Consider the following 25094-nt stretch of genomic DNA (forward strand, 5'->3'; position numbering starts at 1 on the left):
CCGGGGGAGATATACGCTGGTTTGTAACAAGGTTCGTACGGGTTGAAATGAAGAATGGACAGCTTATCCAATCATCCATTCATTTCCATTCCGATGAAAAACTCTTATAACCTGGTTGCCTGCGCGTCCGTCATCCTCATCGGCCTGTGCGGATGCTCGCTCACGGCGGACCTCACCGTACCCGCTCAGCCATTATACGTGGGGAGCTATCATTCATTTCCCGTTCGGACCGGCCGCATACCGCTCGACAGTGTTGCTTTCCTACTGGACAACCCGGCCGGTGGCCAATTCTCCCAGTCACGGGACGCCAGCTACAACCCCGCCCAACCCACGGTCATGTTCCTGGCCGGCCACCGGCCCGGCCGCTACCGGATAGAAGGACGGCACCGAGCCGACAACTCGCTGGTTCTTGAAGACTCCGTTACCATAACGGGCACCTGGGGTGACCCGGATGTGGGTCCGTCTTACTGGTTCGACGGCGTCGTACCTGCTCAGCAGTCCGGAGCGGCGTGGGGCGGCGGTCCCCCGGACGAACCGCAGAATACCGACGTCATTCCCCCGGGAACCAGTCGTAAAATTGCCATCGTCCTCATTGATACGGATTCGGACCGGTACACGACCGACGTTGCGGTACTGGATTCTATTAAAGAGGCCTGGATGGATAATGTGATCGACGGATTCGGTCCTAATGGTATCAGCACGAGGAAGTACTATCAGGAAGTGTCCTACGGCCAATTCGACATCGAAGCCGATGTTTTCGGACCGGTCAGTCTACCCGAGGAGTGGGAAACCTACTTCGACCTGAACACCGACAGGAATATTTGGGCCCCGGCCGGTGGGTATTACCAGTCCACCCTTACCGCCGCCGATGACCTCGTGGATTATAATGATTACGGTACCATTCTCTTTGTAATGGAATCGGTTGCAGGGACTAGCTCCTTCGCCTGGCCCTATGCATCAATCGGCGACTGGGGCCCTTACACCACCGCAGAAGGCAACGTCAACCGGGGCGTCTGTTCGATGCCGGTAGATTGGACCGCCCGCGACGGCCGCCAGGTTTATGCAACTTTTACGCACGAACTAGGGCATAACCTGCGTATGGGCGATATGTATACGCCGACGGTCAGTGGTCGTAATCCTGGTGCCTGGGAAATGATGCACGCTGACGGAAACTTACCGCACTTCAGCCTGGCTCACCGCATGATGCTTGGATGGGTAGATCCAGCGTGGGTGAAGACCTACAACTTCGCTTCCTCGGGCGGCGGAGCCGTCGACGAGAACATCGTGCTCAGCCCGATCGAGGATGGCCTACCCGGCAGCGGCCGGCGTGCGGGTATCGAGGTGCGCCTTACCGATGGGTGGAACTATTACCTGGAATACCGAAAAGGCAACCCGACGCACATTGGCGACCGAGGTTTACCAACGGATGATCGCGTTCTGGGGACCGACGTCGTTTCCATGCCTTACACGCCACCCTTTCAACGCCCCGCTATCTTGCTGCTACCCAACGATGGTGACGGCGACGGCAGCGTATTGAACACCGGCAACGACTACCGGGAAACCGATTTCACGGACCCAACCTTTCCGGCCGAGTTGGTGGCAACGGTGACCGATAGGAGCGGAGGTGCCGCAACGATTAACGTCAAATATGGCGTAAACGGTAAACCTGACCCCAGTATTCGCCCCTGGCCCGCCGGGCCAGAACGACGGTATCAGAGCCCGGATATCCGGATCGAAAACGCACGGAATATTTCCGACGAAGAATGGGAGAACGTACCCTGGGCCGGGGAAGACAATTCCGTGATTGCCAGCGTCAAAAATAACGGCGAACTGGATGCACCAGGGGTACGCGTCAACTTTTATATCAAGGATTTCAATGTGGGTGGTGACGTACCCATGACCCTGATCGGTAGCGACACCCGGGACATTCCGGCCGGATCGACCGTGGAATTCAATACCAACTGGAGACCGCCCTCCTCCGGGCACTACTGCGTGGTGGTTCGCATCCCCCTGTATTCGACACCCGGCGGAACGTCCGTTGCGGAAATGACGGAACTGAACAACTTGGCTCAGTCCAATTACGATCGTTTCATCAGCGAAACGGCCTCCCCACCCTCCCGGGAGATGACGTCCGTTGCGGTTCAGAATCCCTTTGATAAGCCGACCCGAGTATTTCTCCGCGCCACGCAGGATAACGCCCTATACCGAACCTACCTCGAACACCACTGGATCCGCCTTGAAGCTAAGGAGCGTCGTAACATCCGCCTGATGCTGGAATTCGGCCCGGAAGGATATACCAGACGGAACGACGATGACGGGCGGGAGTACAAAGCGTTTCTGGAGGAACCCAACGACGGTCTGGTAACGGCCTTTATCGAAGACCCCACCACCGGCGAACTGCATACGGCCGATCAGTTAGGCGGGGTACAAGTACAGGTAGTCACGGGACGAAAGGTAGAATTCGCCGGCATAGATTCTTCTCCCAACGGGATCTACGGACGCATTGAAACCACCGATTCGAAGAGACCCGTCAACGGCGGTCGGGTAATCGTACGCTTCGAGCGGGCGGACGGTCAACGAAATTATCAGGAAGGGGAAGTAACAGACGGAGCCTTTACCGTCACCCCCACGGAAGATTGGGCCACGGCTAAAGCCTTCTATATTCCGCCCCCCCGTGGCTACGGTCAGGCAGAAAGCGAAGAAATCGAGAACCGCTAAGCGTGTACCAACGGTGATGCAAAGCGAGTCTTCAGACGCCTTTGTACTCGCCCGGCTTACCGGGCCACCTTACCCGTACGTAAGTAGACTATCTTCCCCCCTTTCTCACTCACGTACCGCTGAATGATTCGGGCTGTATCGGGATAGGTGACACTTCGCTTGACGCTGTCCATAGCCATCTCAAGATCGGTGGCCCGCTCCTTGTCGATGAAGCCGAATCCCTGGTATTTGCCTTCTTCGACGAGGATGACGGAGGCTTCGTCGTGACTACGCCCCTGATCGAACAGGAGAAAATCTTCGTCGAAGACGTTCCGCAGGTGGAGCCGGGCTTCCTCGGCGCGTTCGTTATAATCCTCCGGTGCTTCTTCACCGGCACAGCCGCCGCGGCACTGTTTGAGGTGGTAGTGGAAACAGGCGGATTTACTGGGATAGATGTGGGTGAAGGCACTGCAGAGCTCGAGGTGCTTCCGAACGAAGTTCAGGCGGCCCTTGGCCCGGCTGATGGATGGGTATTCACTGATGATGTCCAGTTCCTTACGGGCCTGGGCGGTATTCCGTACGACATCGAAGCAACGGAACCCGCGCTCATTGACGTAGCTGTGGATGGCATGACTGAACCGCTTACCCCGTTGGGCGCGGTTGATACGGGGCTGAAGACGCTTGATCTCCTCGCTTTCCAGCAGGAGGGCAACCAATTCGCTGCCGGTTAGCTCGTAGGTAATGTCCGCCACCTTTTCCGCGATGCGGCTGCCCTTGGTCGTGTGGTCGTTGAAGTGCTGCGCGATCCGCTTGCGAATATTGGTACTCTTACCCACGTAAACGACGTCGCCCTTGGCATCATGAAAGTAGTAGACGCCGGTATCTTCCGGGATCTGCATGATTTGCTCCAGCTTGATCTGCTTGGGCAGGCGGGTTTCCTTGATGCCGTGGTTGATGAGGCGGGTGGCTTCCTGTGCGCAGTCCTCACCGGCCAGGCACCGCTCGAGCAGTTCCGTAGTGGCCATCGCGTCGGCCAGGGCGCGGTGTCGGGCGTCTACCTGAAAGCCAAAATGCTTGATGAGATTGCCGAGACTGTAACTTTTCAGGCCGGGGAAGCACTTGCGCGCCAGGCGTACGGTACATAGTTTGCGCCGGGAGAAGGTGTAGCCGAGGCGGCCAAACTCTTCCCGCAGGAAGCCGTAATCGAACTTGGCGTTGTGGGCGACGAAGATGCGGCCCTCCGTCAGTTCGACGATCTTCTTAGCGACTTCGTAAAATTTGGGCTTCCCGGTCACCATCTCCTGGGTAATGCCCGTTAACTCTACGATACCGGCGGGGATGTACTGCTCGGGATCCAGCAGGGTCTCATAGGTTTCCGTTACCTTTTCGCCGTCGTAAACGACGATACCGATCTCGGTGATCCGCGACCGGGAGGCACGCCCTCCGGTGGTTTCGATGTCAACGATCGCGTATTCTCTCTTACTCATAGCTTCCGTCGCCTTCGGCGGTCATTAATGCACTGGAATGGCCAAGGTATATCTAATTATTTGTTTTGCCTTCCTGCTTACCGCAAATTGTTTTAAATCCAGCGGGGAGGCGGGTACCCGTCAGGAGAGTACGCCGCCCGCCGATGTGGGTACGGAAACTAAGGCAGATTCCGGTTTTCCGATGGACGTTCTACCTGCGCCCGCCGCCCAAAACCCCGCCGCCTACCTGCCGCTGCTGCAGGGAAAAAGGCTGGGGTTAGTCGTTAATCAGACATCCACCATCGGGGAAACGCACCTGGTAGATACTCTACTGGCCCTGGGTCAGGAGGTACAGATCATCTTCGCGCCCGAACACGGATTCCGCGGGGAGGCGGACGCGGGGGCGAAGATCGCCGACGGGACCGACGCCCGTACCGGCTTGCCCATCAAGTCGCTTTACGGCAGCAATAAGAAGCCCACCGCCGAGGATCTGGCGAACGTGGATGTGCTGGTCTTCGATATTCAGGACGTCGGCGCGCGGTTTTACACCTATATCTCTACCCTGCATTACGTAATGGAATCGGCTGCCCGCTACGGCAAGCCCGTGGTCATCCTCGACCGCCCGAACCCTAACGGTCACTACGTGGACGGCCCCATTCGCAAACCCGGCTTTGAAAGCTTCGTCGGCCTGGACCCCATACCGGTCGTGCACGGACTCACCGTGGGAGAATACGGGCAAATGGTGAACGGGGAGGGCTGGCTGGGCGATGGTCTACTGTGCGATCTGACCGTGGTGCCCTGTGCTGATTACGATCACAACAGCATATACGAACTCCCAGTGGCTCCCTCCCCGAATCTGCCCAACCAGCGCAGTATCTACCTCTACCCCAGCCTGTGCTTTTTCGAAGGCACGGCGCTGAGCGTGGGACGCGGTACCGACAAGCAGTTCCAGGTCTACGGTCACCCCGCTCTGGAAGGTCCCTTCACCTTTACGCCGCGGCCCGGTCCCGGTGCGGCCAACCCCAAGCTGAATGGGGAGACGTGCCAGGGGTACGATCTCACCACGGAGCCCGCCGATGCCTATCGACAAGCGCAGCTTGACCTGCAGCCGTTACTGTCCACCTACCACCAGCTGACGGACGGCAACGTCGACTTTTTCACCCGCGCCGACTTCTTCGATCTCCTCGCCGGCACCGATGAACTGCGGGAAATGATCGTGGCGGGTGATTCGGAGGCGGACATTCGGGCGAGTTGGGTGGAGGAGCTGGCGGACTACCGGGCAATGCGGGAAGGCTATCTGCTTTACCCGGAAGGTGATTAGCCAGTGGATAGGGGACTTGGGTAGCCCTATTCGAAGACCTGCTTAGCGACATTACTCACCTGGAAGTGCTGGCACCCATGTTAACTGCAGGTTAATTTCCGGGAGGTCGCTGGTGCGTTAAGCGGTCGGACGGCTAACATCCACCCACCAATATTCACATACCACGGCGTACCTTTACCCAAGCGCTGCCGCCACCGTTGCCGGCACGCAATCTCCCCGAATGACCCGTCAAGCCACCCTGGCTACCGTCACCGACGTCCTGCTGGACGACGCCACCCCGCCTACCCTTCTCCACGACATTCTCGAAACGTACCGCGACCTCCTGCTGACGGTGTCCGGCCTCGACCTCGGCGATGAGGAAAGTCTGCTACCCCACGATACCGGCCACGGCATCGCCATCGGAGCGACCTGGGCCGCACTCTGCCTGGACGATGAAGTACGGACCCAACGTTTTGTAGCCGGTCTGCACGCTGCAGTGAGCGAACTAATGGCGCGTGGTCGTTCGGAGCCCATCCACGTGCTCTACGCGGGCACGGGCCCCTTCGCCACCCTGGCACTGCCGGTCATGAGCCGGTTTACACCGGAGCAGGTCCGCTTCACCATGCTGGAGATCAATCCCGTAAGTCTGGCAGCCCTCAAACGGGTAATTGACGGGCTCGGCTTCGGCGCGTACGTCAGCGAGACCATCGCGGCGGATGCCTCGACCTACCAACTCAGCGATCGGTCGGTGGATATTCTGCTTTCGGAAACCATGCAGTACAGCCTGGTGGACGAAATGCAGGTGCCCATTTGCCTCAATTTGCTGCCCCAGTTACCCGCCGGCGCCCTACTCATCCCGGAACGGATCGAGCTCCGCCTGGGACGGATGGAAGATGCCGAATTTTCGTTTTTGGCGGAGGACCTCGGGCACTTGCTCACCATCGACCGGCAGCGGTTGATGGCCTATGCACGAACGGAACAGTCCACGGACTTCCCCACCGTACGCCTGCCCATCCCCCAAGCAGGAGGATTGCTGGCCATCCGGACGGCTATTACCGTCTATGGAAACCATCGACTGCTCGACTACGAGAGTGGATTAACCAATCCGGACATCATCGGCCGTTTTCCCGATGCACAGGGCGTACCGGAATACATTGACTTTACCTATCAGGTGGAGCCATACCCCTTGCTGCGGCTCGCCTTTCCCGTCGAAGCCGCCACCCTAAACAGCCCGCAATAAGCAGGCAATCAACGGATAGTATATGGTATACAGCGGGTCTTAACGGAGCGGACACGAGAATGGCCTCTACGTCAGGAGAAATTGCAGCACAAGCTGACTCTCCAAATCCATAGCGTTTCTCCCGAAAGTTGAACGTACGGTGATCCTCGCTATTCACGATTGGCGGGGAACGCGAACTTATGCGAGGCTAACCACCTTAGTTTAATAGCTAAACTAAGCAATGGCGTATTCCCACCTTTCCGACATCTACCGCCCGGGCTTCGGTCTGCTTACCGACCTGTACGAGCTCACTATGGCCGCCGGCTACTACAACGAGCGCATCCACGAGCGGCGGGCCGTCTTCCACCTATTTTACCGCACGCCCCCCTTCGACGGCCACTTCGCGCTGGCAGCGGGCTTGCCCCTGGCGATCGACCTGATCGAGAATTACCGGTTCAGCGTCGATGACGTCCAGTACCTGGGCCGGCTGAAGAGCGGCGACGGATCGGCCCTCTTCCGGGAGCCCTTTTTGAACTACCTGCAACGCATGCGCTGGACCGGCGATCTGGATGCCATTCCGGAAGGCGAGATCGTACTCCCCCACGAACCCATCCTGCGCATCGAAGGACCGCTCATCCAGGTGCAACTGTTGGAGACGGCCCTGCTCACCGTGATGAACTTCTCCACGCTCATCGCCACAAAGGCCGCCCGGATCAAGGCCGCGGCGGGCGACGATCCGGTTCTGGAGTTCGGTCTGCGCCGCGCGCAGGGCATCGATGGCGGACTGACCGCCTCCCGCTCCGCCTACCTGGGTGGTTGCGATGCCACCAGCAATGTCTGGGCCGGCCGCTACTACGGTATCCCGGTCAAGGGGACGCACGCCCATAGCTGGGTAATGGTCTTCCCCGACGAACTAACGGCCTTCGAAGCCTACGCCGATGCCCTGCCGGCGAACTGCATCTTCCTCGTCGACACCTACGATACCGTGGAGGGCACCCGCAATGCCATCCGCGTGGGTCAGCAATTGCGGGAGCGGGGCCACGAGATGAATGGCATCCGGCTGGACAGCGGAGACCTCGGTGCCTTGTCAATCGAAGCCCGGCAACTTCTCGACGAAGCTGGATTCCCTGACGCCGACATCGTCGCCAGCGATAGCCTCGATGAGTACGCGATAACAAAGCTGAAAGCGGAAGGCGCCCGCATCAACGTCTGGGGCATCGGCACCCGCCTGGCCACGGGCCACGACCAGGCTGCCCTCGGGGGCGTCTATAAGTTATCCGCCATTCAGGACGCCGAAGGCCACTGGGAAACCAAGGTCAAGGCCTCGGAAACCGCGGAAAAATCCAGCAACCCCGGTATACTCGGCGTGCGCCGTTTCACGGAGAACGGCCGGCCCACCGGCAGCCAACTCTTCAACGAGCTCGACGGAGAGCCGAGTAACGAAGTCATGCAACACGGCCAACGCCACGTCCTGAGCGGAACCCCCGAGAACATTCTTCGGCCCGTCTTCCGGGATGGCAAAAAGGTCTGCGAGGTCCCCGATCTATCAAGCTCCCGCGCTACCGCGCAAAAAAACTGGCAGCACTGGTCGACCCTGGACTGGAGCCAGTACCACTACGGCATCAGCCCAAACCTCCAAGCCGAAAAGCGTACCCTGCTAAATCAAAAATCGTAAATCGTAAATCGTAAATCGTAAATCCTCACCCTCCGCTCCCATGCCAACCTACAAATACCCCCGCCCTTCCGTAACCGTGGACGTTGTGGTCTTCGGCTACGACGGTGGCGAGACCCTGAAGTTGCTCCTCATTCAGCGCGGCGGCGAACCCTTTAAGGGGCAATGGGCATTGCCCGGCGGCTTCGTGGACATGGACGAGGACCTGGAAACGAGTGCCCTGCGTGAGCTCGAGGAAGAAACCGGCGTGAAGGGGCTGTACGTCGAGCAACTGTACACCTTCGGTCAGCCCGGGCGGGATCCTCGGGGCCGGGTGATCAGCGTGGCTCATTACGCACTGGTCAATCTGGGTGATCACCCCGCCACCCCTTCCTCGGATGCCGCGAAGGCGGAATGGTTCGCATTGGACGATCTGCCGGAACTCGCCTTTGACCATGCTAAAGTGATCGATATCGCCACCTCCCGTCTGCGGGCCAAAGTACGCTACCAACCCATCGGCTTCGAATTGCTGCCGGAAGAGTTTACCCTCGGCGAGCTGCAAAAGCTGTATGAGACCATCCTCGGCGTGCCGGAATTCAACAAGCGCAACTTCCGGACCCGCATCCTTAAAACCGGCATCCTCGAGGAGGTGGGCAAACAGGAAAACGTAGCCCACCGTCCGGCGCTCCTCTACCGCTTTAACGAGGAACGCTACCAGAAGCTGGTCGACGAGCGCGACTCCGCCGTTCTGCGGCGGGCGCTGGACTTTGAGCTCTGAGCCGACGAACTTTTGGACGCGGTACAGGTAAAGGGTTACACGAGACCAACCCCACCCCGACCATGTTATCCAAAAGAGGAAGCCAGAAAGCGAACGAACCGCTACGCCCCGATTTCGAACTGTTCGAGCGCGCACAGGAACACCCCTATTCCCCCGAATCAACCGACGGCGCCATTACCCTCTGCATCGCGGAAAACCTACTCCAGTGGCCGAAGCTGCGGGAGAAGCTCCAGTCCATCGCGGCTGAGAAGGACTGGCCGGAGTGGATCGCGGCCTACACCCAACTGTCCGGGGCACCCGAGTTCCGGGAAGCCGTAGCCAAATTCGCCGGCCGCTTTATCGCGGAGCGGGAACTCTCCCCCGACTGCTTCTGCGCCAGCGCGGGCGCTACGGCCGTGGTCGAGGTCACCGCTATGTCGCTCGGCAATCCAGACGATTACGTGGTGTTCCCCGCGCCGGCCTACCAGGCCTACGCACCGGACATTCAGAATAAGGCCGGACTGCGTCGCTACGACATCCGGCACTATGCGGATAATTTCAGCCCCACCTACCATCCGCTGTCCGTTAACGAGCTTGACGAAGCTTACGAAGACCTGGGTGACAAATTCCGCATGCTCGTCCTAACGCAACCCGACAATCCCACGGGGGCCATCTACTCCGACGAGCAGCTACGGTCGATGGCGGAATGGTGCACGGAAAAGAAGATCCACCTCATCGTGAATGAAATCTACGCGCTTAGCCAGTTTGAGCGGGGCGTGGAAGGGATTCCCAATGAGTCGGATTACACTTCCTTTCTACCTATCCTGGAGGATATGGACAGCCCCTACCTCCACTGGTGGTATTCCTTCTCCAAGGACTTCGGGATATCCGGATTCCGGGTGGGATTGATGTACTCCCGCAACCAAGACCTGCGGGCCGCCTATACCAACTATAATGCTCCCCATCAGGTCAGCAACCTCACCCAGTGGCTACTCGCGGAACTGCTGAGCGACGAGGATTGGATAGCTACCTACCAGCGCGATAATAAACGGCTGCTGACGGAAGCCTACCGGACCGTCACCAAGTCGCTCGATGAGATCGGCATCCCCTACACACCGGCCCGGGGCAGTCTTTTCGTCTGGGCGGATTTCTCCGGGCGGCTGTCCGAAGCTAATTCGGAAGCGGCCGAAACCTTCTGGCGCGAGCTGTTCGAGCAAACCGGCGTCCTGCTCACCGCCCCCGGTGGCCTGGGACAGCCGGACGCGGGATGGTTACGCATCGTATACAGCGGGGTCAGCCCGGCGGCGCTGCGGGAAGCAATGGATCGGTTGAAAAACTTTCTGGCGGACTAACTAGCGACGGCTACCGCCTTGGCGAGGGCGGTCTCCAGGTCCTTCACCAGGTCTTCGCCATCCTCTACCCCTACGCTGAGGCGGATGAGGCTGTCGGTCAGGCCGACGCTCAAGCGCTGCTCCCGCGGGATGCTGGCGTGCGTCATCGAAGCCGGGTGGCCGATGAGGCTCTCCACCCCGCCCAGGCTTTCGGCCAGGGTGAAGTAGTGGGTGTTCTGCATGACCTGGGTAGCGGCTTCCAGCGTATCCTCTTTCAGGTCGAAGCTCACCATGGCTCCGAAGTCACGCATCTGGCTGGCCGCGATGTCGTGGCGGGGGTGGTCTGCCAGGCCGGGGTAGTATACATTGGCGACCAGGTCATTCTTGCTCAAGACGTCGACGATGCGGCGGGCATTCTCGCAGGCGCGCTGGACGCGCAGGTGCAGGGTCTTGATGCCGCGAAGCACGAGGAAGCAATCCTGCGGGCCGGGGACGGCGCCGACGGCGTTTTGCAGGTAGTACAGCTTATCGGCCATCTCCTTGTCGCGGGTGATCACGGCCCCCATGACCACGTCACTGTGGCCGCCCAGATACTTGGTTGCGCTGTGGAGTACCAGGTCGGCACCCAACTCCAGCGGTTGCTGCAGGTAGGGGCTGGCGAAGGTATTGTCCACGCAGGTCATGATGCCGCGCGATTTGGCCAGGTCGGTGAGTGCTTGGATGTCCACGATGTTCAGCATCGGGTTCGTGGGGGTTTCGATCCAGAGCAGTTTCGTTTCCTCTATGATCATGCCGCCCAGCTTATCGGTGTCGCGCATATCCACGAAGCGGCTCTTGATGCCGAAGTTGCCCATCACGGCGGTCAGCAGGCGGTAGCTTCCGCCGTAAAGGTCGTCGCTGGCCAGCACCTCGTCGCCGGGCCGGAGGGTCCGCAGGATGGTATCCATGGCGGCCAGCCCGCTGCTGAAGCAGATACCGTACTTCCCGCGTTCGAGCGCGGCCAGGTTATTCTGCAGCGCGGTGCGGGTGGGGTTGCCGGTACGGGCGTATTCGTAGCCTTTATGCTCTCCCGGGGCCGACTGCGCGTAGGTAGATGTCTGGTAGATCGGGGTCATCACCGAACCGGTCTGGGGGTCGGGTTCCAATCCTCCATGAATACACTGGGTGGCGAAGTTGGCGTCGGGGGTGGCTTTCATATTCCTGATTTGGGGGTAGAAACAGATCGATCGGAGGAAGGTTGGGGCGGCGGAGCGCAGGTATGGAGCCAATTCCCGACCTTGATGCGATGAAGGTCCTGAATCATTTCCCGCTCTACCTGGTCCTTGCCTGGCTTTCCTGCGGAACGACCCCGGAGCGGGACTACGCCGAATCCGACTGGGCACACTACCTCGGCGATCCGGGTACCCGCCAGTACAGCGCGCTGGCCCGGATCGATACAAGCAATGTTGACCGACTCGAGGTGGCCTGGACGTACGCCTCGGGGAATGCCGATTTCCTGGGCCGGAGCCAGATCCAGTGTAATCCCCTGGTCATCGACGGGGTCCTTTACGGCACCAACCCCGAGCTCAAAGCGTTTGCGATCGATGCGGCCACCGGGGCGGAGAAGTGGACCTTCGACCCGGCGGTGTTCAGCGACGAGCTCTTCGGTATGGGTACGAACCGGGGACTGAGTTACTGGACGGACGGTGACGAGCATCGTATCTACTACCCCGCCGGCCCCTTTCTCTACGCCGTCGATGCCGATAGCGGGGAGCCGGTAAAGGACTTCGGTGAAGGCGGTCGGGTCGACCTACATACCGGACTGGGCGAGGGAGCGAAGGAGCAATTCGTCATCTCGACCAGCCCGGGCATCATCTTCGAGGACCTGATCATCATGGGGGGTCGGGTGAGTGAGGACCTCGGGGCCGCTCCCGGTTATATACGGGCATTTAACCTGCGCTCCGGCGCCCTGATTTGGACCTTCCGCACGTTGCCGGACCCGGGGGATCCGGGGGCCGATACCTGGCCCGAACCGCCCTCTCCGCTTACGGGTGGAGCCAACGCCTGGGCGGGACTGAGCCTCGATGCCGAGCGGGGGATGGTTTTCGTCCCGACGGGATCGGCCTCCTACGACTTCTACGGCGGCAACCGGCCCGGGAATAACCTCTATGCCAACTGCGTCCTGGCCCTCGATGCCCGTACGGGCGAGCTGATCTGGCACTACCAGACGGTGCACCACGACATCTGGGACCGTGACCTGCCCGCTCCCCCTACCCTGATCACCGTTAGCCACGAAGGGAAGGAGGTAGACGCGGTAGCCCAGGCAACAAAGGGGGGTTACCTCTTCCTGCTTGACCGAGAAACCGGTGAACCCCTGTTCCCGGTCGAGGAACGCCCCTACCCCGCCTCTGATCTGGACGGGGAGTACACCAGCCCGACGCAGCCGATGCCGACGGCTCCCCCTCCCTTTACGCGACAGGTACTGCACGAGGATGACCTGTACCCCTTCGACGACTCGATGAACTTGGCGGCCAGGGAGTTGCTGGCGGAAAGCCGCTTTGGCGGACCGTTTCTCCCGCCCAGCGTCGAGGGAACGATTCTGTTTCCCGGCTTCGACGGGGGCGCGGAATGGGGCGGCGGTGCCTACTCCCCCACGGACCGGCTATTCTTCGTCAATGCGAACGAGATGCCGTGGATGCTGAAGATGAACCCGGTAGCCGGTCTCTCCGGAGCCGATGGCGGGCAGGGGATCTACGCCATCGCCTGCCAGGCGTGTCACGGGGCCGAACTGCAGGGCGGCGGGGTGTTTCAGAGCCCTTCGCTACGGAATGTATCCGCCCGGCTGGACGGTCCGCAAATTTCCCACATCGTTCGAAACGGACAGGGATCCATGCCCGCCGTGAGTTGGCTTGACGACGATCAGGTAGACGCGGTCTCGGAATGGCTGCTTACCCTCGACGCGTCCGAAGTGCCTAATGTGTCCACCGAGCAAAAGGGTGACAAAAAGGAGGCCAGCGGGTCGGGTGGATGGCCGTACCCCTACATCATGGATGGCTACACCCGCCTCAAAACCGCCGACGGCCACCCGATCACCTCCCCGCCCTGGGGGACGCTGACGGCCCTCAACCTCGACCGGGGCACCATTGCCTGGCAGGTTAATCTCGGCGAGTACCCCGACCTAGTGGCGCGCGGCATCCGGAACACCGGCAGCGAAAACTACGGCGGCCCGGTGGCCACGGCGGGTGGACTGATCTTCATCGCCGCTACCCTGGACGAGAAGATTAGGGCATTCCGGAGTGCGGACGGACAGCTATTGTGGGAGGCCGAATTACCCGCCGCCGGATACGCCACCCCCGCGGTATATGCCGCCGATGGAAAGCAGTACGTCGTAGTTGCTTGCGGAGGCGGCAAACTCGGGACCCGCTCCGGTGACCAATACGTCGCCTTTGCGCTACCCGACTAGCATCGTCGACTATTCCGGTTCTGGCGTGTTAGTACCCAAAAAGGACCGAATCCTATGTTGCGATATCTGCCCATTCTATTACTGCTGAGTAGCTGCTACGCCGACGAACTGCAGAATGACATGAATCGGGAGCCCTTTTTCGATCTGGCGGGCTACATCGACCGGCAGGTTGACAGTCTGCAAGGGATGAACGGGACCGTCACGAAAACCATTACGCTGAATGGTACTACCGAGACGAAGGAACTGTCCGACCTACAGTTCGGCAATGACCTGCGGGTATTCCGGGAGGCAGACATCAACAAACCAGCCTGGCTTGATAAGTACGAAACGGACCAATCCGAATCGGACGGGCTACTTACGCGCACCTATACCGCCCTGGATAGCAGTATGCAAACCCGAAAACTGACCGTCACCTCCCGTGACGGCCAACCCGTGGGCATTGAGATCATTCGTAAGACCGGCACGGTTCTCTCCGACGGCTGGCACCGGCTAGTGTATGAACCCGCTTCGGGTTATGCGTTACGCACTATTCAAAAGAATACATTCGGGGACGATCTGGACGCGGATATCCGGGTAAGCTGGTAAAAAAAAGAGGCAGTGCCACCACAGCACCACCTCAGCCCTAACCAAATAAAACCAAATTAATCGGAACGCCGGCAATCGAAGGATTACCGTGCGTTCATTCAAATATAAGGGTCAAAGCGGGTCAAATTCATAGTGATCAGCCATTTTTTATACAATTCCGTTATTTGGCCGTTCTTCGCTGTCGTAGCATTTAAGTTTGCACAAGCGCTCTTTCGCCATATTTAGTCGCTCTTTTTTGCCAGGACAACAAAAGATTGTCGCTAACAAAAAACACCGATAATACCTGTCTAAATGACAATTATAAAATAATATTTGCTATCCGCTATTCATTCCCAGTAATCTTCTGATTTCAGATCGCACATCCCAAAACGGATTCCTGGGTAATTTGCAAACCGTAGATTAACCCCGCCGCTTTCGCATCGTAAAACGAAGCTAAAATATGTCCACCCCTCCCGCCACGATCCGGCTTCACGAACTCCGATTTCGGCCTTTTCTGACCGAAGAACGCATCAAACAGCGCGTAGAAGAGCTCGGCAAAACGTTGTCCGAACGGCTGGGCAACGAAGAGGTAACCTTCGTGGTGATGCTTAAGGGTGCATACATCTTCGCGGCCGACCTGATGCGCGCCAGCGGTCTGGGGGGCGAGGTCTGTTTTGTCAGGACAAGCAGCTACAGCGGCACCGAATCGGCGGGGCGGGTAAATCTCATCCTGGCCCCGGAACCCGACCTGATCCGCGACCGCGATATCGTTCTGGTCGAGGATATCGTCGACAGTGGGCTGACCATGCAGGCATTCCTTCCCATTCTCGAAGACTTAGGCCCCCGTAGTATTACGCTGGTCACGCTACTCCACAAGCCGGAAGCGCAGCGCGTTGATGTCCCCATAGACCTGGTAGGCTTCACGATACCAACAAAATTCGTCGTCGGCTACGGGCTCGATTACGACGGCCTGGGCAGACAATTGCCCGCTATTTACCAACTCGATGAATCTTACTAATGCTAAGTCTGCGCCCTATACGACCGAGTGACAACGAAACCGTCGCGAAATTGATCCGGGAAGTGATGACGGAATTCAATTGCGTGGGGGAGGGTTACTCCATCAATGATCCGGAATTAAGGGACATGTACGCCGCATATTCGAGGCCTGGTTCCGACTTCTACGTTCTAACGAGCGACGGGGACATCGTCGGCGTGGGTGGGTTTGCACCATTGGCGCACGCGGATGAGTCCGTGTGCGAGTTACGCAAGATGTATTTGCAGCCAGCCGCCAGGGGAAAAGGTGGCGGCCGCTTGATACTCGAGCGATGCCTGGAAGGAGCCCGGAAGCATGGTTACCGCCGGATGTACCTGGAAACGGTACACGGAATGGCCACCGCCGGGCGTATGTATAGCCGCTATGGTTTCACCCCGCTGGACGGACCGCTGGGTAATACGGGCCATTCCAGCTGCGATCGCTATATGATCCACGATCTGTAGGATCAGTCACCGGTTTTCTCGGTCAGGTACTTCCAGTAACGCTTAGGCACGTGTTGGAGATGGAGCTTCAAGTTCTTCCGCTCCGGTATGTCCACGGCTTTAAAATACGTCTGCCACAGCTGTTGGTAGTCCGTTTCGCGCACGTCCAGCATTTCTTCCGACAGGCTGCGCAGTTGCCCGTCCTGTCCGGAATCGAGGGTAATAAACTCCGCCCGTTTCGTATCCTGGTTCCAGTGCAGGCCGTAGTGGCGACGGGTATCGTAGATCATCCATTCCATGGCCGGATAGCGGGCCGCGAAGTGATCGCCAATGAGGGGCAGGCAATTGAAGTCGGGATTGATGAGGCCGACGTACATGCCGTCGGGCGTCTGCTGAAAGCGGACGAAGGCATGCATCCGGTGAATTTCACGACCCATCTGTTGCTTTAGACGAAGCAGCCGGCGGACGTTGTCATCGCTGGCGTCCTGACTTACGTCGAGTCCCCTGACCGCCATCTGACGGCGGACGAAATACAGAATGAGCCGCTCCACCTCAGGCTGCTCCGTCAGGTAGGTATGCCGCAGGAATGCCCCGATCTTTTCGTTCCCACTGCGCTCCTTGAGCCCCTTTATTACACGGCTAGCATGTTGGGGGTCGGTGGCGACGTAAGTGGCCGTCGAGAACAGCTGCTCCTGATAGCGATCTTCGGCTACAATATCTACGACGTCCGCCTTGAGCCGATAAACCTCGAAGATGGCCGACAGTAGGCCGCTAAAGCTTCCGTCGTAGGTAAAGATCACCCCAGTAACTGTTCGAGGGCCTGGCTCAATTCGGGATAGGCGAAGCGGTAGCCCGCGGCTTCAATCTTTTCTGCCGAGCAGCGGGCGCTGTCCAGCACGGTATGGCTCATCTCCCCCAGCGCCAGTTGAAGCGCCGGAACGGGGGCCGGCATGACAATGGCTTTTTGCCCCAGTGCCGGGCCCAGGGCCTGGGCGAATTGCTTGTTGCGGACGGGGTTCGGGGCGCATCCATTATATGTCCCCTCAAGCTGGTGCTCCAGGGCGTAGGCGTATATCCCTACGAGATCCTCGATGTGGATCCAGCTGTAATACTGCTGCCCGTCACCGAAGTAGGTGGACGTCCACACCTTGAGTGGGATCAGCATCTTCTCCAGCGCACCTTCTTCGGGGTGGAGTACGATACCCGTCCGGTTAATAAAGGTGGGAATACCCAACCGGCTGATTTCCTCCGCCGCCTCTTCCCAGAGGATGCAGGACTTGCTCAAGAAACCGGTCCCGGGCTCCGCTTCCTCGGTCAGCCAGTTTCCCCCCCGGTCACCGTAGTAACCGATAGCACTGGCCGAGAGGTAGCGCTTCGGCCGGTGTTTTCCCTCGGCGAAGCAGCGCGCGAGCAGGCGCGTGCTCTCCGTCCGGCTCTTAATGATGACCTGCTTGCGTTCTTCGCTCCAGCGCTCGTCGGCGATCCCGGCACCGGTGAGGTTGATGACGTAGTCCACTCCCTCTAACGCGCTGGCGTCGATGGTTTGAGCCTTGATATCCCAGTGGTACGCCGGGAAGGTGGCTTTGGGGTCGGGCGTCCGGCTCAGATGCCGCACCTCATAGCCGTCGCGTTGCAGGCGACGCGAGAGATGCATGCCGATGAAACCCGTCCCCCCGCCGATTAGAACGACCTCCATTAGTTATGCGTTGGCGGGTACGAATTCGTAAAAATAGGGATCGTCGCCATCCTCTTCGTAGGCAAGCGCGAGTTCGCGGTTCTGCATTTCCGTAAAGAAAACTTCCCAGCTGACGGGATTGACATCGAAGTTATCTTCATTATCAACGTCATCGAAGTGAATGCGGAGCGGTTGGCTGTTATATCCATCCATGGTCTGATCGATCATAGCCGGTAAGCCCTTCCGTGAATTGGCGAAGGCTTTGATGATATTCTGGTCGACGGTCTTTATGGTAGTTGCCATTTTTGATAGTTTGTTGTACCACCATAAGCGTCGATTGCCCGCTGAATGTTTAGGTTTGTAGCATGGCAGAACAGCTCGGCTTCCTTACGCTCCTTCCCCCCGTTATCGCCATCATTCTGGCTATCGCGACCCGTCAGGTCTTCATTTCCCTTTTTGTCGGCATCTTCCTGGGCTACGTCATCCTGTCGGGTGGCAATGTTTGGATCGGCTTTCTGGATACACTGCAGGGCATGGTCGATGTCTTTGCCGACGCCGGTAATACCCGCACGATCATGTTCTGTGCGCTGGTTGGGGCACTCATCGTTTTCATGCAGCGGAGCGGGGGCGTCAACGGCTTTATCGAGTCGATCGACCGCCGCCTCCATAAGTACGAGCAACGCAAGGACGGGTCGAGCCGAACGGTCGTGCAGTTACTGGCCTGGATCACCGGGACCCTCGTCTTCGTCGAATCCAGCATCAGTGTGCTCACGGTGGGCACGCTGTACCGCCCCATCTTTGATAAAATGGGCCTGAGCCGGGAGAAGCTGGCCTACATCGCCGACTCTTCCTCCGCCCCGAGTTCCATCCTCATTCCCTTCAACGGATGGGGGGCCTTCATCATGACCTTGTTGGCTACGGAGGGTTTTGCCAATCCCTTCGGCACGATGCTGCGGGCGCTTGGGTACAACTTTTACGCGTTCGCGGCCCTGCTTCTCGTACCGATCGTCGTCCTGACCGGTGTCGAATGGGGGCCTATGAAGAAAGCGGAACAAAGGGCCCGCTCGGGCAAGCTGCTTAACGATGGCGCTACCCCGGTTGTCGACGAATCCCTGACCAGCGTGGAAGCCAAGGAAGGCATCGAACCAAAGGCCATCAATATGATCGTACCGATCGTGGTCATGGTAGTGTGCATGCCCTTCATGCTGGCGTACACGGGTTGGGCCGAGGCTACGGAAGTGCTGGGCGAGGGCGCCGGGACGGGGGAAACGCTTTTTCAGGCCATCGGCAGCGGAAGCGGCTCCACGGCCGTGCTGACCGCCGTTACGATTTCCATCCTCATCTCCATAGTCATTTACAAAGCCCAGGGCATCTTCGGCATCCGGGAAAGCGTGGACCTGGTCCTGAAGGGGATCGCCGGTCTCATTCCCCTCGCTCTGTTGATGCTGCTCGCCTTCGCCATCGGTGCGCTGTGTCGCAAACTGGAAACCGGTATCTACGTCTCGGAGGTAGCCCGACAGTGGCTTTCGCCGGGATTGGTTCCCTTCCTCGTCTTTTTGGTAACCTGCTTCATCGCCTTCAGTACGGGTACGAGCTGGGGCACCTTCGCGATCATGATCCCCATCGCCGTACCGATGGCCCAGGAGATGGATGCAAACGTATTGATGGCCATTGCCGCGGTACTCGGCGGCGGGGTCTTCGGAGATCACTGCTCGCCCATCTCCGACACGACCATCCTTTCCAGCCTGGCCAGCGCTACGGACCACATCGACCACGTAAAAACGCAACTGCCCTACGCCGGACTGGCCGGGGCGATTGCGGCTGGTCTGTATCTGATACTGGGTCTGCTCTACTGAGTCCTAGCCAGGGTACCGACGATCCGATGATGCAGGCTTTATTAGCCTTCGTGTAAGCTGTATGTTTCTTTTAACAAGGTCGCTGGGTAAATAACCGGTCGGAAGGCACCCCGTACCCCGCACCCGACGTCCAACTACCCCAAAAACTCAAGCAAGTCCCGCAGCTTCTCCTCCGGCATGACCTTGGGGAACTTGATCTGCCCCCCCTTCTTCTTGGTTTGCTCGAGGAAGGCGTACAGCCGATCGGCGGATTCAACCTTCACCCGCAGGTCCTTCAGTGCCTTTTGACGGGCCACCTTGTAGTTTTTATTCGCCTGCTGCAGGTGCTCGTCGAGGACGGACTTCGCCCGTTCTGGATCCAGCTCACCCTCCTCCAGCCCCAGCACCCACTGGTGGACGTATTCCCCGTCTTCTTCCCGCTTGAGGGCACCGACCGTGAATTCCTTTACCGTGGCGCCGGTCTTCTCGTTGAGGTCGGCGATGGCTTTATTCAGCTTCTCTTCGGAAAGCTGGCTGCCGACGACATTGAGGAAGTACTTCGTCCGGCCACTGATGACCATTTCCATCCGCTCCAGGTCGGTAAACTTGATGGTATCGCCGATCATGTACCGCCAGGAACCGGCGGGAGTAGAGACCACCAGCGCGTAGTCCACGCCTTCCTCTACGTCGCGATAATCCAGTACGAGCGGCTTCTTGAGAATCGTTCCGGTCTCGTCAAATCCACGCTCATCGTGGGGAATGAATTCGAAGTACATCCCGTGATCCAGGGCCAGCTCCATGGACATCGTATCCGGCCGGGCATTGAAGGCAAAAAAGCCCTCACTGGCCAGGTAGGTATCCATGATGGTGATTGGGTGATCGAGCAGTGCCTCAAAGGTCTGTCGGTAGGGCTCGAAGGCCACCCCGCCCGTGGTATAGATGGACAGGTCGGGCCAAATCTCATGGATATTCTTGAGACCGTTATGCTCGATAATCTTACGCAGCATCATCACCATCCAGGAAGGGATTCCGGCCAGTGCTCCCACGTCCCACTTGGGGGCTTCCTCGGCAATGCGCTGTACCCTTTCGTCCCAGTCATCGATCTGCGCGATCTCCAGTCCGGGCTTATAAAAGCCTTCCATAAATTCCGGCATGTTACTGACGTTGATGCCGCTGATTTCCCCTTCCTGCCAGCCGTCACGCTCCTGAAGGTGAGCGGAGCTGGTCAGCATCAGGATATCTTTCTCATACAGGTCGGCGTCAAAGTCGAAGTTGGCCAGGCATTCCGCCTGCGCACGGCCGACGGCCTGTGTACACTCCAGCATTTCATCCGTAACGGGTATCCGCTTGCTCTTCTTACCGGTGGTCCCACTACTCAGAGCGAAGAAGCGTGGCCGGCCGGGCCAGGTGATGTCGGGGTCGTGGCGCTGCTTCTTCCACCACTCTTCGTTCATCTCGTGGTAATCGAAAATGGGCAACTCCTCCCGGTACGCTTTGCGAATATCCTCCGCCTCTAAAATGCGCGCGAAGTTGTAGTACTTGCCGAAGGCGGTATTCTGGGCCGTTTCCAGCAAGTTACGCAGTTGTTTTTCCTGCGCCGCCTCCGGATCGGTAGGCTCGTGGGGAAGCAGGTTGTGCTTCGTTTCGATGAGGGCTTTGATAACGTGTCCAAAAAAGGCCATGCAGGATAGTGCTTGCTAGAGTGAGGTAATGGTCGTGCCTCCGAAACACCACTTACACACCCCGCGTTCGGCCCCTAAATGAACAATCTGCGCACGACCAGGCGGAGGCCGACCTGGTAGTAGTTCCGGTTGGCCCGGATGTCGGCATTTTCGCGGAGATTACCCTGCAGGAAGAACTGGAAATAGGGTTGAAAGCGGATCGCGTAATCCGGTGACAGTTTGCGGTCGTACCCGATCGCCGTGGAGAAGGAAACAAGCAGCGGCCGGAATTCGGTGGTGCTATTGTCTACCTCCCGTGTCTCCACTTCCCTGTCGCCATCGTATATCGTCCGCCGGGTTTGGGTACTGAGGTGATACTGAAGTCCGGCACCCAGGCTGAACAGCACGCGGTTGGCTTCCGAAATATCCTGGTAGAAATTGACGTCGAAGGGAACGGCAAGGTAGTGAGCGCTCACGGTCTCGGTAAAGGACTGCGACCCCGCGTCCAGCGGTTGGCGGAGCCGGTCCAGCCCGGTGCGGGTGTACCGCAGGCCGGTCGTGAATCCGATACGCTCCACGCGGCTCTCATAGACCAGGCCGGCGCCGTAGCCATAGGCACCACTCTCCAGGCTATCCAGCCTTTCCAGCTCACTGAAGGTGACGTTGCTGCCCCCGGTGATTCGGCTGCTGGCGTAGTGGGGCGTCAACTCCAGCCCGAAACTACGCTCCAGCGTTTGCGCTGACAGTCCAAAGGAGATAAGACAGAGGAGAAGGAAGAATCGGTGCATAGTGTCAATTTACCCTTAAACCGCCGTCGGTCCGCGCAAATTATGGGCTGCTTACACTATTCGTGGCGGCACCGTCCGTTGCCCGACGGAGTGGGTGGGCTAGGTTTGAAAAAAGCTGAAGATGGTCTTCCCGTATTTCCGGACTTCGGTACACCGCTCGTCCTGTGAGAAGTCGTGGTGTGGATTATGCTCCAGCACGAAGAGCCCGCCCTCGGCCAGCAGCCCTTTCCCCAGTACCAGGTCCGGCAACTCGGGAATATTGGGCAGCGGATAGGGAGGCCCCGCGAAGATGTAGGTGTAGGGTTCGCTGACCGGGCGTTCCATAAATTTGAATACGTCCATCCGCAGGATCTGAATGCAATCTTCCACTTCCAGGGTAGCTACGGTTCGCTTGACGAAGCTTACCGCCGGCCCGTGCTTGTCTACGTAGGTGATATCACAGCAGCCGCGGCTGATCCATTCGTAATCATGGCTGCCCGTACCCCCAAAGAGGTCCAATACCCGCTGGTCTTCGAAATAGATCCGGTTATTAAGCAGGTTAAACAGTCCCTCCTTCGCGTAATCCGTGGTGGGCCGGGTCGGCCACTTATCGGCGGGTGGATGAAAACGGCGTCCCTTGAACTTACCGGAGATAATGCGCATGGCGGAAGAAGTAATAGCGTAGTTAACCCAGGCAAAGCAAATCGAAATACAGGTGTGGCGGTATTCCGGCCAGCTCGGGAGGGGTGGACGGTGGCGCGGGATAGGCACTAAAGCGAATATCTTCCACGTAGCGATAGAATTGCGAGTAGAGCTCGTTGTTCAGCGTGACGTCACCACTCAGATACAAGGGCGTTCGATCGGGAGCTAGGCCGCATTGCTCATAAGCGAGTAGCAGATAGTAGACGGCGTCCTGGGTAGTATGGTAGTGAAAGGTATTGAAGAAGCTTAGGTTCCCCTGGTCGTGGCCGGCGATGAAGAGCCGGTTTTCGCGTACCGAACACGAGACCGACTGATGCTGGAGACGCCGCGAACGCAAAGACCAGGCGGTCAGCAGGCCGCCGGCGAAGTGTTGGGTCCGCAGGGAATGCAGGGCCCGTTCCGCGGTAAGGATGTGTTCCCGACGCGCTGAATAGATCAGCTCGGCCGCCAGTTCGTGGAAGTGTTCGTGCCGGACTTCGTCGTCCAGGCCCACAACCGCTAGTTGCTCGAGATAGGCGGAAGGATTGCCGGGGGTATAGAGCTGCTCGGGCACCAGCGTCAGAACCGGCGTATCCCAGGCCAGCAATGTCTTGCCGTGCCGCAGCCCCTGGAGGCGGTGGTCGGCCTCGATCAGTGAAACCAGAGACTCGGCCCAATCCGCGCGTTCTTCCCGCCCGAAGGAATAGGACCGGAAGGCCACCAGCGTATTCTGCGTCCGATCGCGCAGGATATACGCAAAACTGTCCATCCCAGTAAGGATGGACAGTTCGTAATCCGACGCGCGCTCCGGTTGGAAGGCGGCGGAGGTAATATTATAATTGCTTACTCCCAATTACCGGCCAAGCTGGGCTTGCTAAGATCGCCGAATTTGATGGGGGCGTTCGGGTTGTAGCGCTGGTCGTACCGCTGGAAACGGGCGTCGGCAAAACGTCCCATGAATTCCTTGTACGGGATACCAACCTGCACGACGGGAACCTTGGTCGACTGGTAATCGATGGTGTCCGCGGCAATATCGAAGGTGACGTCCTCGGTGTAGGGAACGTACTCCAGCCGGTCGAGATCGATGCCGAGCCGGTTGATGCTGTCGATGGCCGGCTTGTAGATGGTATCGTAAGCCGTGGTAGGATCGAAATCGGGATCGTCGGGGTCACCTACAATGCGTACTTCCATAAAGTCTTCCTCCCGCAGGACCTGCTTCAGGGTGTCGAAGGAGGGAGCGAACATGCCGGTGATGTCACGGTACATCTCCTGGGTCGAACGAATCACCATCAACTGTTCGGCAACGGCATCCTGCCGCACCGCTCGCTCGTCGGCGAAGGTGATGGGTTCCTCAATACTGCGGTACAGTAACCATCCCAGAAAGAAGGCCAGTACCAAGAAGGCCAGACTAAATAATTTACGCATCGTGAGCAGTTAATTTATGCAAGTATAAAACATTTCCCCTAAGCGGTTTACCCGTCGGCGGAAAATCTACATAAGAAGGGATGCAGTCGGCCCGCCTTTTGACGTCTAACCGCTCGCGCCATGACCTAAATTTTCTCCGTTTACCTTTGTGGGCATGCCCCTGATCCTGGCCATAGAATCGAGTTGTGACGATACCTCCGCTGCCGTTGTTTCCGACGGCGTGATTCTCAGCAACGTGACCGCCAGCCAGGCGATCCACGTGGAATTTGGGGGCGTCGTGCCGGAATACGCCAGCCGCGCACACCAGCGCAATATCTTACCCACCGTTTCGGTCGCCCTGCGGCGGGCCGGTCGGTCTGCCACGGACCTCGATGCCGTCGCGTTCACCCGCGGACCGGGACTGATCGGCTCCCTTATGGTCGGCGTCAGCTTCGCCAAGGCCTTCGCCCTCGCCCTCGACTTACCGCTGATCGAGGTGGACCACATGCAGGCACACGTTCTGGCCCACTTCGCCGAGGACCCCAAACCGGCCTTTCCCTTCCTGTGCCTGACGGTTTCCGGTGGACACACCCAGCTGGTGGTCGTCCGTTCGGCCCTCGACCAGGAAATCATCGGGCGCACGATCGACGATGCGGCCGGAGAAGCCTTTGACAAATCCGGGAAGCTTATCGGACTTCCCTACCCCGCCGGCCCCGAAATGGATAAACTGGCCCGCCTCGGCAGTCCGACCATCGATTTCGCGCAGCCCGACCCGGGTGAACTCGATTTCAGTTTCAGCGGACTGAAAACCAGCATTCTTTACAAGCTACAGGCTAAAGCAAAAGCGGACCCCACCTTTGTCCGGGAAAACCTGAACGATATCTGCGCATCCATTCAGCATGCCATCGTTTCCACCCTTATCCGCAAGCTGGTATTGGCCAGCGAACGCACCGGACTCAACCGCGTCGCGTTGGCGGGAGGCGTCTCGGCAAACAGCGAACTCCGAGCCCGGCTGATCGAGGAAGGGAAGCAGCGCAACTGGGAAACCTTTATTCCCAAAGTCGAATATTGCACCGACAACGCGGCGATGATCGGCGTAACGGCCACCTTCAAGTATGAGGCGGGGCTGTTTGTGGATCAGGATGTGGCACCCGCGGCTCGCCTCTGA

Annotated in this window: 22 protein-coding genes; 12 read left to right on the top strand and 10 right to left on the bottom strand. The window is 58.7% G+C overall.

What is annotated here, in order from left to right:
* Nucleotides 1-93 precede the first annotated feature (93 nt).
* The gene (locus DRW39_RS04715; RefSeq protein ID WP_157975930.1) at nt 94-2718 is read left to right on the top strand and encodes a CARDB domain-containing protein; all 2625 of its coding nucleotides are present in this window, start codon (nt 94-96) and stop codon (nt 2716-2718) included.
* Between the two features lie 56 nt (nt 2719-2774).
* Here the strand turns inward: DRW39_RS04715 and DRW39_RS04720 are convergent, their stop codons facing one another.
* Entirely contained in the window at nt 2775-4184 is a 1410-nt protein-coding gene (locus tag DRW39_RS04720; protein ID WP_116105863.1) for an exonuclease domain-containing protein, read from the bottom strand.
* A gap of 37 nt (nt 4185-4221) precedes the next feature.
* On the opposite strand from DRW39_RS04720, the gene DRW39_RS04725 reads away from it, so the two are divergent.
* From DRW39_RS04725 to DRW39_RS04745, 5 genes are all read left to right on the top strand, one after another.
* Complete coding sequence (locus DRW39_RS04725; protein WP_116105864.1) at nt 4222-5484, top strand: exo-beta-N-acetylmuramidase NamZ domain-containing protein; 1263 nt, start codon at nt 4222-4224, stop codon at nt 5482-5484.
* Between the two features lie 220 nt (nt 5485-5704).
* Nucleotides 5705-6703, top strand: coding sequence for a hypothetical protein (locus DRW39_RS04730; protein WP_116105865.1), 999 nt, complete (start codon nt 5705-5707; stop codon nt 6701-6703).
* A gap of 220 nt (nt 6704-6923) precedes the next feature.
* On the top strand, nt 6924-8357 hold the full coding sequence (locus DRW39_RS04735; protein ID WP_232830066.1) for a nicotinate phosphoribosyltransferase: 1434 nt from the start codon (nt 6924-6926) through the stop codon (nt 8355-8357).
* A 40-nt stretch (nt 8358-8397) separates the two neighbouring features.
* Nucleotides 8398-9111 (top strand): NUDIX hydrolase, encoded by a 714-nt coding sequence (locus tag DRW39_RS04740; protein WP_116105866.1) that lies wholly within the window; start codon nt 8398-8400, stop codon nt 9109-9111.
* Between the two features lie 62 nt (nt 9112-9173).
* Nucleotides 9174-10442 (top strand): aminotransferase class I/II-fold pyridoxal phosphate-dependent enzyme, encoded by a 1269-nt coding sequence (locus DRW39_RS04745; protein ID WP_116105867.1) that lies wholly within the window; start codon nt 9174-9176, stop codon nt 10440-10442.
* Here the strand turns inward: DRW39_RS04745 and DRW39_RS04750 are convergent.
* Complete coding sequence (locus tag DRW39_RS04750) at nt 10439-11617, bottom strand: cystathionine gamma-synthase (RefSeq protein WP_116105868.1); 1179 nt, start codon at nt 11615-11617, stop codon at nt 10439-10441. The genes DRW39_RS04745 and DRW39_RS04750 overlap by 4 nt on opposite strands.
* Before the next feature lie 89 nt (nt 11618-11706).
* Between DRW39_RS04750 and DRW39_RS04755 the strand changes: the two genes are divergently transcribed.
* The 4 genes from DRW39_RS04755 (at nt 11707) to DRW39_RS04770 (ending at nt 15924) form a co-directional block, all read left to right on the top strand.
* The gene (locus DRW39_RS04755; RefSeq protein ID WP_116105869.1) at nt 11707-13863 is read left to right on the top strand and encodes a PQQ-binding-like beta-propeller repeat protein; all 2157 of its coding nucleotides are present in this window, start codon (nt 11707-11709) and stop codon (nt 13861-13863) included.
* A 54-nt stretch (nt 13864-13917) separates the two neighbouring features.
* Complete coding sequence (locus tag DRW39_RS04760) at nt 13918-14448, top strand: hypothetical protein (protein WP_116105870.1); 531 nt, start codon at nt 13918-13920, stop codon at nt 14446-14448.
* Between the two features lie 439 nt (nt 14449-14887).
* Entirely contained in the window at nt 14888-15445 is a 558-nt protein-coding gene (gene hpt, locus DRW39_RS04765; protein ID WP_116105871.1) for a hypoxanthine phosphoribosyltransferase, read from the top strand.
* Complete coding sequence (locus tag DRW39_RS04770) at nt 15445-15924, top strand: GNAT family N-acetyltransferase (RefSeq protein WP_116105872.1); 480 nt, start codon at nt 15445-15447, stop codon at nt 15922-15924. Before hpt ends, DRW39_RS04770 begins: the two co-directional genes overlap by 1 nt.
* A gap of 2 nt (nt 15925-15926) precedes the next feature.
* On the opposite strand, the gene DRW39_RS04775 is transcribed toward DRW39_RS04770, so the two are convergent.
* The 3 genes from DRW39_RS04775 to DRW39_RS04785 are packed head-to-tail and all read right to left on the bottom strand — an operon-like array spanning nt 15927 to nt 17881.
* Nucleotides 15927-16703, bottom strand: a complete 777-nt coding sequence (locus DRW39_RS04775) for a TIGR03915 family putative DNA repair protein (protein WP_116105873.1) — start codon at nt 16701-16703, stop codon at nt 15927-15929.
* Nucleotides 16700-17599 (bottom strand): TIGR01777 family oxidoreductase, encoded by a 900-nt coding sequence (locus DRW39_RS04780; RefSeq protein WP_116105874.1) that lies wholly within the window; start codon nt 17597-17599, stop codon nt 16700-16702. Before DRW39_RS04780 ends, DRW39_RS04775 begins: the two co-directional genes overlap by 4 nt.
* A 3-nt stretch (nt 17600-17602) precedes the next feature.
* Nucleotides 17603-17881, bottom strand: coding sequence for a hypothetical protein (locus DRW39_RS04785; RefSeq protein ID WP_116105875.1), 279 nt, complete (start codon nt 17879-17881; stop codon nt 17603-17605).
* A gap of 62 nt (nt 17882-17943) precedes the next feature.
* Here DRW39_RS04785 and DRW39_RS04790 point away from each other — a divergent pair, with 62 nt between their 5' ends.
* Complete coding sequence (locus tag DRW39_RS04790; RefSeq protein ID WP_116105876.1) at nt 17944-19434, top strand: Na+/H+ antiporter NhaC family protein; 1491 nt, start codon at nt 17944-17946, stop codon at nt 19432-19434.
* 134 nt (nt 19435-19568) lie between these two features.
* Here the strand turns inward: DRW39_RS04790 and DRW39_RS04795 are convergent, their stop codons facing one another.
* The 5 genes from DRW39_RS04795 to DRW39_RS04815 form a co-directional block, all read right to left on the bottom strand.
* Nucleotides 19569-21095 carry a GH3 auxin-responsive promoter family protein gene (locus DRW39_RS04795; RefSeq protein ID WP_116105877.1) on the bottom strand — a complete coding sequence of 509 codons (1527 nt, stop codon included), beginning with the start codon at nt 21093-21095 and terminating at the stop codon, nt 19569-19571.
* Nucleotides 21096-21169: 74 nt separating this feature from the next.
* Complete coding sequence (locus DRW39_RS04800; protein ID WP_116105878.1) at nt 21170-21862, bottom strand: outer membrane beta-barrel protein; 693 nt, start codon at nt 21860-21862, stop codon at nt 21170-21172.
* A gap of 99 nt (nt 21863-21961) precedes the next feature.
* Complete coding sequence (locus DRW39_RS04805; RefSeq protein ID WP_116105879.1) at nt 21962-22504, bottom strand: RsmD family RNA methyltransferase; 543 nt, start codon at nt 22502-22504, stop codon at nt 21962-21964.
* A gap of 22 nt (nt 22505-22526) precedes the next feature.
* The gene (locus DRW39_RS04810) at nt 22527-23375 is read right to left on the bottom strand and encodes a DUF3822 family protein (protein WP_116105880.1); all 849 of its coding nucleotides are present in this window, start codon (nt 23373-23375) and stop codon (nt 22527-22529) included.
* On the bottom strand, nt 23366-23947 hold the full coding sequence (locus tag DRW39_RS04815) for a hypothetical protein (RefSeq protein WP_116105881.1): 582 nt from the start codon (nt 23945-23947) through the stop codon (nt 23366-23368). The genes DRW39_RS04810 and DRW39_RS04815 overlap by 10 nt, the downstream gene beginning before the upstream one ends.
* A gap of 154 nt (nt 23948-24101) precedes the next feature.
* On the opposite strand from DRW39_RS04815, the gene tsaD reads away from it, so the two are divergent.
* The gene (gene tsaD / locus DRW39_RS04820; RefSeq protein WP_116105882.1) at nt 24102-25094 is read left to right on the top strand and encodes a tRNA (adenosine(37)-N6)-threonylcarbamoyltransferase complex transferase subunit TsaD; all 993 of its coding nucleotides are present in this window, start codon (nt 24102-24104) and stop codon (nt 25092-25094) included.

It is taken from the genome of Lewinella sp. IMCC34191 (assembly GCF_003390935.1).
In the GTDB taxonomy this organism is placed as follows: domain Bacteria; phylum Bacteroidota; class Bacteroidia; order Chitinophagales; family Saprospiraceae; genus Neolewinella.

What these genes read in the sequence shown, in the direction of transcription:
- DRW39_RS04715 (WP_157975930.1), top strand. Translation starts at nt 94, where the DNA reads ATGAAAAACTCTTATAACCTGGTTGCCTGCGCGTCCGTCATCCTCATC.
- DRW39_RS04720 (WP_116105863.1), bottom strand. Translation starts at nt 4,184, where the DNA reads ATGAGTAAGAGAGAATACGCGATCGTTGACATCGAAACCACCGGAGGG.
- DRW39_RS04725 (WP_116105864.1), top strand. Translation starts at nt 4,222, where the DNA reads ATGGCCAAGGTATATCTAATTATTTGTTTTGCCTTCCTGCTTACCGCA.
- DRW39_RS04730 (WP_116105865.1), top strand. Translation starts at nt 5,705, where the DNA reads ATGACCCGTCAAGCCACCCTGGCTACCGTCACCGACGTCCTGCTGGAC.
- DRW39_RS04735 (WP_232830066.1), top strand. Translation starts at nt 6,924, where the DNA reads ATGGCGTATTCCCACCTTTCCGACATCTACCGCCCGGGCTTCGGTCTG.
- DRW39_RS04740 (WP_116105866.1), top strand. Translation starts at nt 8,398, where the DNA reads ATGCCAACCTACAAATACCCCCGCCCTTCCGTAACCGTGGACGTTGTG.
- DRW39_RS04745 (WP_116105867.1), top strand. Translation starts at nt 9,174, where the DNA reads ATGTTATCCAAAAGAGGAAGCCAGAAAGCGAACGAACCGCTACGCCCC.
- DRW39_RS04750 (WP_116105868.1), bottom strand. Translation starts at nt 11,617, where the DNA reads ATGAAAGCCACCCCCGACGCCAACTTCGCCACCCAGTGTATTCATGGA.
- DRW39_RS04755 (WP_116105869.1), top strand. Translation starts at nt 11,707, where the DNA reads ATGAAGGTCCTGAATCATTTCCCGCTCTACCTGGTCCTTGCCTGGCTT.
- DRW39_RS04760 (WP_116105870.1), top strand. Translation starts at nt 13,918, where the DNA reads ATGTTGCGATATCTGCCCATTCTATTACTGCTGAGTAGCTGCTACGCC.
- hpt (WP_116105871.1), top strand. Translation starts at nt 14,888, where the DNA reads ATGTCCACCCCTCCCGCCACGATCCGGCTTCACGAACTCCGATTTCGG.
- DRW39_RS04770 (WP_116105872.1), top strand. Translation starts at nt 15,445, where the DNA reads ATGCTAAGTCTGCGCCCTATACGACCGAGTGACAACGAAACCGTCGCG.
- DRW39_RS04780 (WP_116105874.1), bottom strand. Translation starts at nt 17,599, where the DNA reads ATGGAGGTCGTTCTAATCGGCGGGGGGACGGGTTTCATCGGCATGCAT.
- DRW39_RS04785 (WP_116105875.1), bottom strand. Translation starts at nt 17,881, where the DNA reads ATGGCAACTACCATAAAGACCGTCGACCAGAATATCATCAAAGCCTTC.
- DRW39_RS04790 (WP_116105876.1), top strand. Translation starts at nt 17,944, where the DNA reads ATGGCAGAACAGCTCGGCTTCCTTACGCTCCTTCCCCCCGTTATCGCC.
- DRW39_RS04795 (WP_116105877.1), bottom strand. Translation starts at nt 21,095, where the DNA reads ATGGCCTTTTTTGGACACGTTATCAAAGCCCTCATCGAAACGAAGCAC.
- DRW39_RS04800 (WP_116105878.1), bottom strand. Translation starts at nt 21,862, where the DNA reads ATGCACCGATTCTTCCTTCTCCTCTGTCTTATCTCCTTTGGACTGTCA.
- DRW39_RS04805 (WP_116105879.1), bottom strand. Translation starts at nt 22,504, where the DNA reads ATGCGCATTATCTCCGGTAAGTTCAAGGGACGCCGTTTTCATCCACCC.
- DRW39_RS04815 (WP_116105881.1), bottom strand. Translation starts at nt 23,947, where the DNA reads ATGCGTAAATTATTTAGTCTGGCCTTCTTGGTACTGGCCTTCTTTCTG.
- tsaD (WP_116105882.1), top strand. Translation starts at nt 24,102, where the DNA reads ATGCCCCTGATCCTGGCCATAGAATCGAGTTGTGACGATACCTCCGCT.